Raw genomic sequence first — 13875 nt, forward strand, 5'->3', positions numbered from 1 at the left:
GCTGCCGCCCAATGGGTGCCGCGCACAGAAAATGATTGCGCAATCAGCGGCTTTTCAGCCTATGGTTGCGCTATCCGCCCTTGCGGCGGCCTGTCGCATCTCATAAGTAGGCACCGACCAAAATCAGGCAGAAGACCCGCCCATGGAAAATATCATCCTCGTCATTCACCTGATCCTCGCCATCTGCCTGATCGGCGTTGTGCTTTTGCAGCGCTCCGAAGGGGGCGGTCTGGGGATCGGCGGCGGGGGCGGTGTGATGACCGGGCGGCAGGCGGCAACCGCACTCGGCAAGCTGACCTGGGCCTTCGCCATCGCGTTTCTGGCCACCTCGATCACGCTGACAATCATCGCGACGCAGAACTCGGCCTCCGACTCGGTGCTCGACCAGTTGGGAATTGAAGCGCCCGCCGACGGCGATGCCGGCGATGCTCTGCTGCCGCCCGCCCCGACCCTGCTGCCGCCGAGTTCCGGCGAAGCACCGGCCCTTCCACCCCGCGCAGATGAATAAATCTGGGGTTTCCGCCCCGTCAGTTTACATCATGTAGCGTTTTTCTTGTCCTTTGCGGGCGAATCCTGTTATTCTTAAATCCCGTGATAGACGGATTCGGATGGGCGCCGGACGGCAGGGTTTGGTCCATCCTCACGGGGAGTTTCAAGATCAGATGGCGCGTTTTATCTTCATCACCGGCGGTGTCGTGTCGTCGCTTGGCAAGGGCCTTGCCTCGGCGGCGCTCGGTGCCTTGCTTCAGGCGCGGGGCTACACGGTGCGGCTGCGCAAACTCGACCCTTATCTGAACGTCGACCCCGGCACGATGAGCCCGTTCGAACATGGCGAGGTGTTCGTGACCGATGACGGGGCCGAAACCGATCTCGATCTGGGCCATTACGAACGCTTCACCGGCGTGGCCGCGCGCAACACCGACAGCGTCAGTTCCGGGCGGATCTATTCCAACGTTCTGGAGAAGGAACGCCGCGGCGACTATCTGGGCAAGACCATCCAGGTGATTCCCCACGTCACGAACGAGATCAAGGATTTCATCTCCATCGGGGAGGATGAGGTCGATTTCATGCTCTGCGAAATCGGCGGCACCGTCGGCGATATCGAAGGGCTGCCGTTTTTCGAGGCGATCCGGCAATTCGGCCAGGACAAACCCCGCGGCCAATGCGTTTTCATGCATCTCACGCTGCTGCCCTATATCAAGGCCTCGGGCGAGCTGAAGACCAAACCCACCCAGCACAGCGTCAAGGAAATGCGCTCCATCGGTCTGGCCCCCGATATTCTGGTCTGCCGGTCCGAGGGGCCGATCCCGGAAAAGGAGCGCGAGAAACTCGCGTTGTTCTGCAACGTGCGGCCCGATGCGGTCATCGCCGCGCAGGATCTGGAATCCATCTACGAGGCGCCGCTTGCCTATCACCGCGAGGGCATGGATCAGGCGGTGCTGGACGCGTTCGGCATCGCGCCCGCGCCGAAGCCCAATCTGGCCGTCTGGGAAGACGTGGCCGACCGGATCCACAATCCCGAAGGCGAGGTGCGCGTCGCCATCGTGGGCAAATACACCCAGCTTGAAGACGCCTACAAGTCGATTGCCGAGGCGCTGACCCATGGCGGCATGGCCAACCGCGTCCGCGTGGTGGCCGAATGGATCGACGCGGAAATCTTCGAGCGTGAAGACCCCGCCCCCTGGCTTGAAGGCTTTCACGCCATTCTGGTGCCCGGCGGCTTCGGCGAACGCGGGACCGAAGGCAAGATCAAGGCCGCGGAATTCGCCCGCACCCGCAAGATCCCCTATCTCGGCATCTGTCTGGGCATGCAGATGGCGGTGATCGAAGCGGCCCGTAATCTGGCCGATCTGGACGATGCCGGGTCGGAGGAGTTCGACCATGAGGCCGGAAAGAAGCGTTTCACGCCCGTGGTTTATCACCTGAAGGAATGGGTGCAGGGCAATCACAAGGTCAAGCGCAAGCCCGGCGACGACAAGGGCGGCACCATGCGGCTTGGCGCCTATGACGCCGTTCTGACCGAAGGCACCAAGGTGGCCGAAGTCTATGGCAACACCGCGATCGAGGAACGCCACCGCCACCGCTACGAGGTGGATATCCGCTATCGCGAAGCCCTTGAAAAGCAGGGGCTCATCTTCTCCGGCATGTCGCCGGACGGCCGCCTGCCCGAGATCGTCGAGGTCAAGGATCACCCGTGGTTCATCGGCGTTCAGTTCCACCCCGAACTGAAATCGAAACCCTTCGCGCCCCACCCGCTGTTTCGGGATTTCGTGCGCGCCGCCAAGGACAATTCGCGGCTGGTCTAGCGCGTACGCGCCCCCGCGCCTTGGCCGCCACAGCGGCCGAAGCATCCCTCCCCCAAACAACGCGCCCCGTCCAGTCCGGCACCCCACCGCCGCCCCCCCCCGCGATTGGATCTTGCCGAACATCGTTCCTGCCCGTGCCCGGCCCCCGGCCCCGCCCCTGGCCGGATGACCGGCCACCCCCTATCCAACCGCCGATCTGTTGCATAAATACAACAACTTTCGGCCCGGACACGCGCAGGCGACATCGCTTTGAACCTTCGCACCCCCGCGCCCGTCCCAAGACAGAGCTGTCGCAGTTTCGCCCAGCTCAAAATGGAGACCTGGTTAATGCAAAAAATTCTCAAAACATTTGGCTTGGCGACAGCCTGTTCCCTGACCCTGGCCACCGCATCCCTGGCGCAGGACGCCCTGCAGTGGCAGGGGTTTTATGGCGGCTTGCAGGCAAACTCGATCAGTCCCGAAATCGACGGACTCTTCATCCCGCTTGGCAGCGGTCAGAGTGTCGGCGTCTTCGGCGGATACAATCACGCCGTGGGGGATCACTTCGTCATCGGCGGCGAGCTGAACTACAACTCCGATACCAGTATCGAGATCACCCCCGCCGTGGATCTGACGCTTGAAGGGCTGCTCACCATTCGTGCGCGCGCCGGCTATGCCATTGGCAACGCCCTGTTTTACGGCTCTCTCGGCTACGCGCAGACGGATGTGTCGCTCACCGGCGCCCCGTTCACGCTGGAAGCGGATGGCGCGATTTTCGGGCTGGGGGTCGAAGCGATGCTGACAAGCAACATCTCGGCCCGGATCGAATACATCCGCTCGGATATGGATCTGAGCGGCGGGCCGATCCCGCCGGGCACGAATGTGAATGCCGACAGCGTGACCATGGGCATCGCCTACCATTTCTGATGCCCTCACAGGACACATGGAAACGGGGCGCGCGGTCGCGCGCTCCGTTTCCCGCGCTTGCGGCGCGCGGGCGACATCGACCGGGCCTTGCCAATCTCTCCCCGCCGGATCAATCCTGCACATCCGAAGCCTCAACCGGATCACGCGCATGATGCTCCCCTTCGCCACCTATGATGTTTTCACCGACACCGCCTTTGCCGGAAATCCGCTCGCGATCGTGGAGCAGGCCGATGCGCTCGGCACCGCGCAGATGCAGGCTCTGGCGCGCGAGTTCAATCTCAGCGAAACCCTCTTCGTGCAGACCCCGGACGACCCCTCCCACACCGCCAAGGTCCGCATCTTCTTTCCCACCGCCGAAATCCCCTTCGCCGGGCATCCCACCATCGGCTGCGCGATCCATCTGGCCAGCACCGCACAGCCCGCCGGCGATTTCGAGACGCTGATCACGTTGGAGGAGGTCGCAGGCCTCGTTCCGGTCACCGTCACCCGCCGGGGGCAAAGCATCACCGCCGAACTGACCGCACCGAAAATCCCCGCCCCCCATCCCGGCACCGCCGATCCCGCGCGGGTCGCCGCCGCGCTGGATCTGCCCCGGGACGCGATCGGCCCGCACAGGCCCGGCATCTGGCAGGGTGGGCCGGCTTTTCTCTATGCGCCCGTCACCGATCTTGGCGCGCTTGCCCGCGCCCGGCCCGTGGAGCCGCACTGGTCCGCGCTGATGGAGGCCGCGGATGTCGACAGCGCCTATCTCTACACCGCCGCCGGACCCGGTTACCGGGCGCGCATGTTTTCCCCCACCGCCGGTATTCACGAAGACCCCGCCACCGGATCGGCCAGCGCGATCCTTGCGGGCCAGCTTCTGGCCAATGGCGCGCTGACGGAAGGCACAACCGTCACCGACCTGCTTCAGGGGGTCGAAATGGGCCGCCCCAGCGCCATTCGCCTGACGACGGAGATCGCCGGCACGCGGATCGTCGCGATCCGCATCGCGGGCGGGGCCGTTCCGATCTCTCACGGTCAGATCCGCGCGCCGGGGTGAGCCTTGCCCCCCTGACCGCTCCGGCAGGACGGCATTAAGCCCGATGGTGAAAGCCCGCTTTACGAATGCGGGCCAAGACCCATATGAAGGCCCATGTTTGGTGATTTTCTGCGCCGATTGACGGCCCCCGACCCTGAACCGATGTCACAACCCGATGCCAGCCTTGCGCTGGCCGCCCTTCTGGTGCGCATCGCGCGCACCGATGGCGACTATGCCCAGGCCGAGATCGACCGCATCGACAGGCTTCTGGCCCGCCGCTACGGGCTGTCGCCCTTCGAAGCCAGCAAGCTGAGAACCGAGGCGGAAACGCTGGAGGCCGAGGCCCCGGACACGGTCCGCTTCACCCGCGCGATCAAGGACGCCGTCCTCTATGAAAACCGCAAGGAAGTGGTCGAGACCTTGTGGGAAATCGTTCTGGCCGACGGCGTGCGCGACGATGACGAAGACGCGCTGATGCGGCTGGTGGCCCCGATGCTCGGCGTCAACGACATGGACAGCAACCTGGCCCGCCAAAGGGTGGATGCGCGGCGGGAATGATCGCCGCCCTGCCCATGTACGACCGGGCGGAAATCCGGGACGCGACAGACCGGTTCTGGGCCCTGATCCGCGATGAGCTGCGCAGGCTCGGCCTCGCTGCGTCCGGCCGCGCTGACCCGCGACACCGACCCGTGGGAGATCTGGCAAAGCCCCGATCTGATCCTCGCGCAGACCTGCGGGCTGCCCTATCGCGCCCGTCTCGCCCCCCATGTCACGCTGGTGACCACCCCCGATTACGCGCTGCCCGGCTGCCCGCCCGGCCATTACAACAGCGTCATCGTGGCCCGCAGCACCAAGCCGGGGCCCAGGCCCGCGGTGAACGACGCGCTCAGCCAGTCGGGCTGGGCCGCGCTGAGCGACTGGGCCGCGGCGACCGGCCACCGGCTTGACGCGCCGCTGATGACCGGCGCGCATGAGGCTTCCGCCCGCGCGGTGGCCGAAGCCCGGGCCGATCTGGCCGCGATCGACGCGCAGACATGGCGGCTGCTGACCCGCCACGCCCCCTTCACCGCCGATCTGGTCGAGGTAGCGCGCACCGCACCGACGCCCGGCCTGCCGCTCATCACCGCCGGATCGCAAAGCCCCGCCCCGATCCGCGCCGCGCTGGACAGCGCATTGGCGGCGCTTGACCCCGCAGACCGGGCGGCGCTTGGCCTCCACGGCTTTTCCGACATCTCCGAATCGACCTATCTGGCGCAACCCATGCCGCCCAAACCCTAGGCGTCTGCCCTGTTTTTCCGCAGAATCGGCCGCCTCCCCCAAGGTCAACGGCCACGAATCCGTTGCAATCACCCTGATTCTCATGACAACTCTCCAAAACAACAGGGATCCTGCGCAAACGTGACCTCTGCCACACCCCCGGTGATCGAAATCACTGGTCTGCACAAAAGTTTCGGCGCCCTTGAGGTGCTGCGCGGTGTCGATCTGCGCGCCTCGGCGGGCGATGTCGTGTCGCTGATCGGCTCCTCGGGGTCCGGGAAATCCACGCTGCTGCGCTGTGCGAACCTGCTTGAGGACAGCCAGGAGGGCGAGATCCGCTTCGAGGGGGAGGCCGTGGAATGGCGCGGCACCGGCCACCATCGCCGCCCCGCGAACCCGGCGCAGGTCACCCGGATCCGAACCAATCTGTCGATGGTGTTCCAGCAGTTCAACCTCTGGGCGCATATGTCGATCCTGCAAAACGTGATGGAGGCGCCGGTCACCGTGCTGGGCGAGGACAGGGCCGAGGTCGAGACCCGCGCCCGCGCCCTGCTGGACAAGGTTGGGATCGGCGCCAAATGCGAGGCATGGCCGGCCCAGCTTTCGGGCGGACAGCAGCAACGCGCGGCGATTGCGCGGGCGCTCTGCATGCAGCCGCGAGCGCTTCTGTTCGATGAGCCAACCTCGGCCCTCGACCCGGAGCTTGAGCAGGAAGTTGTCAATGTTATCAAGGATCTGGCAAACGAAGGCAGGACGATGATCCTGGTCACCCATGACATGCGGCTGGCCCGCGATGTCAGCGATCACGTCATTTTCCTGCATCAGGGCCGTATCGAAGAAGAAGGCCCGCCCGACCAGCTTTTCGGCGCGCCCAGATCGACGCGCCTTCAGCAATTCCTCAGTCACGGCCACGCCGCCTGAGGCAATATCAACCAGGGAGTACCAAAATGAGAAACATCATTCTGTCCGCCACACTTCTGGCCATGTCCGCAGGGGCCGCGCTCGCCGATGCCCATTCGGTCGTCCGCATGGGCACCGAAGGCGCCTACCCCCCCTACAACTTCATCAACGACGATGGCGAAGTGGACGGGTTCGAGCGGGTTCTGGGCGACGAGCTTTGTGCCCGTGCCGGGCTGACCTGCGAATGGGTCCTGAACGACTGGGATTCGATCATCCCCAACCTGACCTCGGGCAATTACGACACCATCATCGCCGGCATGAGCATCACCGACGAACGGGACGAGGTGATCGATTTCACCCAGAACTACATCCCCCCCGCCTCGTCGCTCTTCGTCGCGCTCAGCGACGACGCCGATCTCGAAGGCGGCGTGATCGCGGCGCAGACCAACACGATCCAGGCCGGCTACATCGCCGAAACCGGTGCGACGCTTCTGGAATTCGCAACCCCTGACGAAACCGTGGCCGCCGTGCGCAACGGCGAGGCCGACGCGGTGTTCGCCGATGGCGATTTCCTTCTGCCGATCGCCAATGAAGATGCCGATCTGATGGTCGTCGGCGACCCGGTGCAACTGGGCGGCGGCGTCGGCATGGGCCTGCGCGAAACCGACACCGAACTGCGCGACGCGTTCAATGCCGCCATCCAGTCGATGAAGGATGACGGCACGCTGAACGCGCTGATCATCGAGTGGTTCGGCGAGGAAGCGGCGACCTTCTGATCAAGGGCGGGACTGGGGTGCCCGGGGGCTGATCTGATCGCCCGGGCGCCCCTGTCCCGAGACCGTCCGCACCGCCATCCGCCCGGCCCGCCCGCAGGGCCCGCACCAAGGAAGCTGAGGCGCAATGTTCGAATTCTGCGAAGATCCCAGCACTTTGGAAACCGCCAGATGGTTCGCCTGCTACCTCACCAACGGGGTGCATTTCCGCTTCTATCAGAGCTTCCTGACTGTCCTGCTCCTGCTGGCCATCACCGCACCCGTGGCGCTTGCCTTCGGCTTCGCCGGGGCGATGGCGTCGCGCTCCCATGTCGCGCCGCTGCGCTGGATCGGCAAGACCTACACCGCGATGGTGCGCGGCGTGCCCGATATCGCGTTCTTCCTGTTCTTCGTGATCGCGCTCGATCAGGCGCTGGAATGGCTGGCCCATCAGGCCGCCTGCCCCGACTGGACCGACCCGATCCGGCAGGGCGCGAATTTCATCGTCTGCGATGCGGCCAAGATCCCGCAAAGCAACGCCCCCCAATGGGTTCACGAGGCGTATAATTTCGGCATCGCCGTGTTCACCTTCGCCATCGTCTTCGGCGCCTTCGCGGCCAATGTGCTGTTCGGGGCCATGCGCGCCGTGCCGCGCGAGCAGCTTGAAACCGGCGAAGCCTATGGCATGACCCACCGGCAGACATTCTGGCGCATCCTCGTCCCGCAGATGTGGATCTACGCGCTGCCCGGGCTCTCCAATCTCTGGATGATCCTGATCAAGGCGACCCCGCTTCTGTTCCTGCTGGGGGTGGAGGATATCGTCTACTGGGCCCGCGAACTTGGCGGCTCCCGAACCTCGCAATACCAGTATCCGCATCCCGACTGGCGGCTGTGGTACTTTCTGGGCCTGCTCGTCTTCTATCTCGGCATGACGCGGATTTCCGAAATCCTGCTTGGCCGTCTGACCCGCCGGCTGTCGCGCGGGCAGGCCACGATGGCGGGCGAAGACCAGCGCAAGGCTTTCGCATGACGGGGCCGGGCCGGGCATCACGGGCGGGCGGGCCCGGCGCGACGGCGGGCGCGCGCACCGTTGGCCCGGGCGTTGCCGGAAAGGTCCGCCGATGAGCTGCCTTCAGACCATACAGGATTACGGCCTCCGCTCGCTCGGCTACGGGGAACGTCTGCTGCCGCGCGGCGACATCACGCTCTGCGAGCAGTTCACCCTGATCGGCTCGGGGATGATCTGGAATGTCTATTTCGGCGCGCTGGCCCTGATGTCGGGGTTTTTCTTCGCGGTCGCGCTCGCCGTGGCCAAGAACAGCCGCCCCTGGATCACGCGCAAACCGGCGGAATGGTTCATCTTCATCTTCCGCGGCTCACCACTCTTCATCCAGTTCTTTCTGGCCTATGAGACCTTCGTGCTGCTGCCGCGGGTCGGCATCGACATCAATCTCGGCTTTGCGGAGATCACCGCGGAAACGCGCTGGTTCGCGCGGGCATGGCTGGGGGCGTTGATCGTGCTCTTTCTCAACACCTCCGCCTATGCGGCGGAGATCTTCTATGGCGCGCTTCGCTCCGTGCCCAAGGGCGATCTGGAGGCCGCCGATGCCTATGGCCTGACCGGATGGACGCGCTTCCGCCGCGTGGTGTTCCCCACCACCATGCGTCTGGCATGGCCCTCCTACACGAACGAGGCGATTTTCCTCTTCCACGCCACCACGCTGGTCTATTTCTCGGGCTTTCCGGCCTTCCAGCAAAAGGGCGACGCGCTCTATTACGCGCAGTATTTCGCGGACCGGACCTTCAACCCCTTCATCCCCTACCCGATCGTGGCGGGCTATTTCGTGATCCTGACATTGTGCATCATCATGCTGTTCGGCATGATCAATGCCCGGCTCAACCGCCACCTGCCCTCTGAAACCCGCAGCAAGCTGCGCTATCGCCCGAACCTGATCCGATGAGCGACTATCTGGCCGACCATCCCGAGGTGAAATCGATCCGGGTCGCCGCCGCCGATCTGAACGGTCAGGCCCGCGGCAAACGCATCGCCCGGCGCTTTGCGGGCAAGGTGGCCGAAGAGGGCACGCGCTTTCCCTATTCGGTGATGAATCTCGACATCTGGGGCGAGGATATCGACGACAGCCCCCTTGTCTTCGAGGCCGGCGATCCCGATGGCGTTTTACGGCCGACCGAGCGCGGGTTCCTGCCCATGCCGTGGCTCCCCGCGCCCTCGGCGCTGCTGCCGATCTGGATGTTCCACGAGGATGGCCGCCCCTATGACGGGGATCCGCGTCAGGCGCTGGCCCATGTGCTGGCGCGCTACACCGCGCGGGGCCTGACCCCGGTGGTCGCGACCGAGCTGGAATTCTACATCATCGACGACCGCGGCCCCGATCTCAGGGTGCCGAAATCGCCCGTTTCCGGCAAACGCCGCCATCAGGCCGAAACGCTGGCCATGCGGCAGCTCGATGCGTTCGATATCTTCTTCACCGATCTCTACGACGCCTGCGAGGCGATGGATATCCCCGCCGACACCGCCATTTCCGAGGCCGGTCCGGGCCAGTTCGAGATCAATCTGATGCATCAGCCCGACGCGATGAAGGCCGCCGACGATGCGTGGCTTTTCAAGGTGATGGTGCGCGGGCTGGCGCGCAAGCACGGGTTCGCCGCCAGTTTCATGGCCAAACCCTATGCGGATTACTCCGGCAACGGGCTGCACAGCCATTTCTCCGTGCTCGATGCCGATGGCCGCAACATCTTCGATGACGGCGGCGCGGACGGGTCGGTCGCATTGCACCATGCGGTTGCCGGATGCCTCGCCGCGATGCCGGGCTCCATGCTGATCTTCGCACCCCATGCCTCCAGCTACGACCGCTTCGTGGCCGGGGCGCACGCGCCCACCGGCATCGCCTGGGGCTATGAAAACCGAACTACCGCGCTGCGTATTCCGGCGGGCGCGCCCGCCGCACGGCGGATCGAACACCGCGTCGCCGGTGGCGATATCAACCCGTATCTCTTTATCGCGGCGATCCTCGGCGCGGCCCTGAACGGGATCGAGGATGCCGTGATGCCCCCGGCCGCGGTGGCCGGCAACGCCTATGGCCAGAGCCTTGCGCAATTGCCCACCTCATGGGGCGCCGCGATCGACAGCTTTGCCACCTGCCCCCAGATCCCACGGATCTTCCGGCCCGAACTGGTCACCAATCTGCTGGCCACCAAACGGCAGGAACGCCACTACATGGCCGAACTCAGCCCCGAAGAGCAGACGCAGCTCTATCTCGATACGGTGTGACACCTCTTGCCGCCGCCCCGGCGCAGGCATAGCTTCACGTCACAATATCGAATGGGCACCCCCAATGATCCTCGGCATCCTGCAAACCGGCCACGCCTCAGACGAGATCCGGCAAACCCATGGCGATTTCGACAGCATGTTCCGGCGGCTTCTCGACGGGCGCGGCTTTGACTTCCGCGTCTTCAACGTGGTCGATATGGAGTTTCCCGACGGCCCCGCCGCCGCCGACGCCTGGCTCGTGACCGGCTCCAAGCATGGCGCTTACGAGGATCATCCGTGGATCCCGCCGCTGGAAGAGCTGATCCGCGCCATCCGGGAGGCGGAACGGCCCATGGTCGGCATCTGTTTCGGCCATCAGATCATCGCGCAGGCCCTGGGCGGCCGGGTGGAGAAATTCGCCGGCGGCTGGTCCGTTGGACGGCAAGGCTACCGGATCGGCGGGAAAACCTTCCATCTGAACGCGTGGCATCAGGATCAGGTCGTCGACCTGCCGGCAGGGGCGGAGGTGCTGGGCCAGTCGGATTTCTGCGCCAATGCGGTGCTGGCCTATGGTTCGCGGATCCTGACGGTTCAGCCCCATCCCGAATTCGACGCCGCGATCATGGCCGGTCTTATCGCCCATCGCGGCCCCGGTATCGTACCGGCAGACCAGCTCGCGCAGGCCGCCGCCGATCTGCCGCAACCCAACGACGCCGGCGATATCGCCCTGATGCTGGCCGACGTACTCAAGAAGGCCCGGGTCGATGCATGAATTCCTCGACAAGCTGCCCGAGACCGCGCAGGCCTATCTGGAAGGCCGGACGCTGGACGAGGTCGAATGCATCGTCTCCGATCTGGCCGGGATTGCCCGCGGCAAGGCCATGCCGGGCGCCAAATTCGCCAAGCAAAGCCATTTCTACCTGCCCAATTCGATCTTCTTCCAGACGATCACCGGGGATTGGGCGGATGCCGCCCCCGATGGCTTCACCGAACCCGATATGATCCTCACGCCGGATTTCGACACCGCAACGCCCGCCCCCTGGACCGCCGACTGGACCCTTCAGGTGATCCACAATATCGACGATCAGCAAGGCCGGCCCGTGCCCTACGCCCCCCGGAACGTCCTGAAACGGGTGGAGGCGCTTTACAACGCCAGGGGCTGGCAGCCGATCGTGGCCCCGGAGATGGAGTTTTTCCTCGTCGCGCCCAATACCGATCCCGGGCAGGCGATCAAACCGCCCATGGGCCGCTCGGGCCGGCCCGCCGCCGCCCGGCAGGCCTATTCGATGTCCGCGGTGGATGAATACGGCCCCGTGATCGACGATATCTACGATTTCGCCGAGGCGCAGGGGCTGGAAATCGACGGCATCCTGCAGGAGGGCGGCGCCGGGCAGATCGAGTTGAACCTGCGCCATGGCGACCCGGTGCGGCTGGCCGACGAGATCTTTTTCTACAAGCGCCTGATCCGCGAGGCGGCCCACCGCCATGGCTGCTATGCCACCTTCATGGCCAAGCCGATCGAGGGCGAACCCGGCAGCGCGATGCATATTCACCATTCGGTGGTGGATGCCGAAACCGGGGCCAATATCTTCTCCGCCGCGGACGGGGCCGAAACCCCCGCCTTCGGCCATTTCATCAGCGGCATGCAGCGGCACCTGCCCTCGGTCATCGCGCTTCTGGCGCCTTACGTGAACAGCTACCGCCGCTACGTCCCCGATTTCGCCGCCCCCATCAACCTCGAATGGGGCCATGACAACCGCACGACCGGCATCCGCATTCCGATTTCCGATCCGGGCGCGCGGCGGGTCGAAAACCGGCTTCCGGGGATGGACTGCAACCCCTATCTCGGCATCGCTGCCTCGCTCGCCTGCGGCTATCTCGGCCTCACGGAAGGGCTGGAACCCGGTCCCGAATACACCGGCGATGCCTATGATGCCGACGATGCGATCCCGCGCGGGCTTGACGCCGCGCTGGAGCTGTTCACCGCGAACACGGCGATGGCCGAGGTGCTGCACCCCGATTTCGCCCGCGTGTATGCAGCCGTCAAGGAATTGGAATACAAGGAATTCCTGCAAGTCATCAGCCCGTGGGAGCGGGAGCATCTTCTGCTCAACGTCTGAACGCCATGGACCTGCTTTTCGCCAATGACCGGCAGGGCACCCTCCCGCCAAGCTGGTATGCGGAGGTCACCCCGCCGCTTGCGCCCTTCCCCGCGCTCCGGGGCGAGACGCGGGCCGATATCTGCATCGTCGGCGCGGGTTTCACCGGTCTGTCGGCGGCGCTGCATCTGGCCCGCGCGGGCCGCTCCGTAGTCGTGCTCGACGCCCATCGCGTGGGCTTCGGCGCATCGGGCCGCAACGGCGGGCAGGTTCTTGGCGGCCAGCGTCTGGATCAGATCGCGCTGGAGCGGATGGTGGGCCGGGACGACGCCCGGAAGCTCTGGCAGATCGGGCTCGACAGCGTCCGGATCGTACAAGATCTTATAGAGGAAGGCGACATCTCGTGCGACCTGCACTCCGGCGCGCTGCATGCGGATTGGCAGGCAAAGGGCGTCGCCGAAAGCCATGACTATGTCGCGCATCTGGCGCGGCATTACGATTACACACACGCCGAGCCTCTGGATGCCCCGGGCCTGCGCCGCTACGTCAACACGGATGTCTATGCCGGCGGCGTGATCGACCATGGCTCTGCCCATCTGAACCCGCTGGCCTATGTGTCGGGGCTGGCCCGCATGGCCCGCGCCGCGGGCGTCACGATCCACGAGAAAAGCCATGTCCGGCAGGTCGCGCCGGGGCATGTAACGACCGAGGCCGGCGCCGTGCGTGCCGATCAGGTGGTTCTGGCCTGCAACGGCTATCTGGGCGGTCTGCATCCGCAGACTGCGGCCCGCGTCATGCCGATCAACAATTTCATCGTCGCCACCGCGCCGCTGCCCGACAGCGCGGCCCTGCACCGCCGCATCTGCGCCGCCGACAGCAACTTCGTGGTCAATTACTATCGCACCACGCCTGACAACCGGCTGCTTTTCGGTGGCGGCGAAAGCTATGGCTACCGGTTCCCACGCGACATCGCCGCGCTGGTCCGCAGGCCGCTGGCGCGGACCTTTCCGCATCTCGCGAATGTGGAGATCACCCATGCCTGGGGCGGCACGCTGGCCATCACCATGAACCGGATGCCGCATTTCGCCCAAACCCGCCCGGGCCTCTGGTCGGCCTCGGGCTATTCCGGCCACGGGGTCGCGATGGCCACGCTGGCGGGCCGGATGATCGCCGAGGCCATTCAGGGCCAGACCGACCGCTTCGATGTCATGGCCCGCGTGCCATCGCCCCGTTTTCCCGGTGGCGCGGCGCTCAGATGGCCCCTGCTCGTCTCCGCCATGACCTGGTACGGGCTGCGCGACAAATTGGGCATCTGATCGCGGAAAATCGCGCCGGGGACGCCGCCCCGCTGGATTTCCCCGCGCTT

The 13875-nt window shown here is 65.2% G+C and carries 14 protein-coding genes; all 14 read left to right on the forward strand.

Translation table 11 applies throughout. The annotated features are described in order from the left end of the window. The first annotated feature begins 142 nt into the window (after nt 1-142). The 14 genes from secG (at nt 143) to ACQ651_RS11380 (ending at nt 13825) form a co-directional block, all read left to right on the forward strand. A complete protein-coding gene (secG, locus tag ACQ651_RS11315) occupies nt 143-508 on the forward strand; it encodes a preprotein translocase subunit SecG (RefSeq protein ID WP_227285034.1) in 366 nt (121 codons plus the stop codon). A 154-nt stretch (nt 509-662) separates the two neighbouring features. Beyond that, nucleotides 663-2306, forward strand: coding sequence for a CTP synthase (locus ACQ651_RS11320; RefSeq protein WP_430449314.1), 1644 nt, complete (start codon nt 663-665; stop codon nt 2304-2306). A gap of 327 nt (nt 2307-2633) precedes the next feature. Next, nucleotides 2634-3212, forward strand: coding sequence for an outer membrane protein (locus tag ACQ651_RS11325; protein ID WP_430449315.1), 579 nt, complete (start codon nt 2634-2636; stop codon nt 3210-3212). Nucleotides 3213-3360: 148 nt separating this feature from the next. Continuing rightward, a complete protein-coding gene (locus ACQ651_RS11330) occupies nt 3361-4251 on the forward strand; it encodes a PhzF family phenazine biosynthesis protein (RefSeq protein ID WP_430449316.1) in 891 nt (296 codons plus the stop codon). Between the two features lie 93 nt (nt 4252-4344). Then, entirely contained in the window at nt 4345-4788 is a 444-nt protein-coding gene (locus tag ACQ651_RS11335) for a TerB family tellurite resistance protein (RefSeq protein ID WP_430449317.1), read from the forward strand. A 72-nt stretch (nt 4789-4860) separates the two neighbouring features. Beyond that, the gene (locus tag ACQ651_RS11340) at nt 4861-5508 is read left to right on the forward strand and encodes a phosphate/phosphite/phosphonate ABC transporter substrate-binding protein (RefSeq protein WP_430449318.1); all 648 of its coding nucleotides are present in this window, start codon (nt 4861-4863) and stop codon (nt 5506-5508) included. 120 nt (nt 5509-5628) lie between these two features. Further along, nucleotides 5629-6408, forward strand: a complete 780-nt coding sequence (locus ACQ651_RS11345; protein WP_430449319.1) for an ABC transporter ATP-binding protein — start codon at nt 5629-5631, stop codon at nt 6406-6408. Nucleotides 6409-6434: 26 nt separating this feature from the next. Continuing rightward, nucleotides 6435-7163, forward strand: coding sequence for a transporter substrate-binding domain-containing protein (locus ACQ651_RS11350; RefSeq protein WP_227285040.1), 729 nt, complete (start codon nt 6435-6437; stop codon nt 7161-7163). A 124-nt stretch (nt 7164-7287) separates the two neighbouring features. Next, entirely contained in the window at nt 7288-8169 is an 882-nt protein-coding gene (locus tag ACQ651_RS11355) for an ABC transporter permease (protein WP_375551729.1), read from the forward strand. Between the two features lie 91 nt (nt 8170-8260). Further along, nucleotides 8261-9100 carry an ABC transporter permease gene (locus tag ACQ651_RS11360; RefSeq protein WP_121899357.1) on the forward strand — a complete coding sequence of 280 codons (840 nt, stop codon included), beginning with the start codon at nt 8261-8263 and terminating at the stop codon, nt 9098-9100. Then, entirely contained in the window at nt 9097-10431 is a 1335-nt protein-coding gene (locus ACQ651_RS11365) for a glutamine synthetase family protein (protein ID WP_430449320.1), read from the forward strand. The genes ACQ651_RS11360 and ACQ651_RS11365 overlap by 4 nt, the downstream gene beginning before the upstream one ends. A gap of 64 nt (nt 10432-10495) precedes the next feature. Next, entirely contained in the window at nt 10496-11182 is a 687-nt protein-coding gene (locus ACQ651_RS11370; protein WP_430449321.1) for a type 1 glutamine amidotransferase, read from the forward strand. After that, the gene (locus tag ACQ651_RS11375; protein WP_430449322.1) at nt 11175-12530 is read left to right on the forward strand and encodes a glutamine synthetase family protein; all 1356 of its coding nucleotides are present in this window, start codon (nt 11175-11177) and stop codon (nt 12528-12530) included. Before ACQ651_RS11370 ends, ACQ651_RS11375 begins: the two co-directional genes overlap by 8 nt. Before the next feature lie 5 nt (nt 12531-12535). Further along, nucleotides 12536-13825 carry an NAD(P)/FAD-dependent oxidoreductase gene (locus tag ACQ651_RS11380; RefSeq protein ID WP_430449323.1) on the forward strand — a complete coding sequence of 430 codons (1290 nt, stop codon included), beginning with the start codon at nt 12536-12538 and terminating at the stop codon, nt 13823-13825. Nucleotides 13826-13875: the final 50 nt, after the last annotated feature.

Source organism: Rhodophyticola sp. (genome assembly GCF_965284195.1).
GTDB lineage: Bacteria > Pseudomonadota > Alphaproteobacteria > Rhodobacterales > Rhodobacteraceae > Rhodophyticola.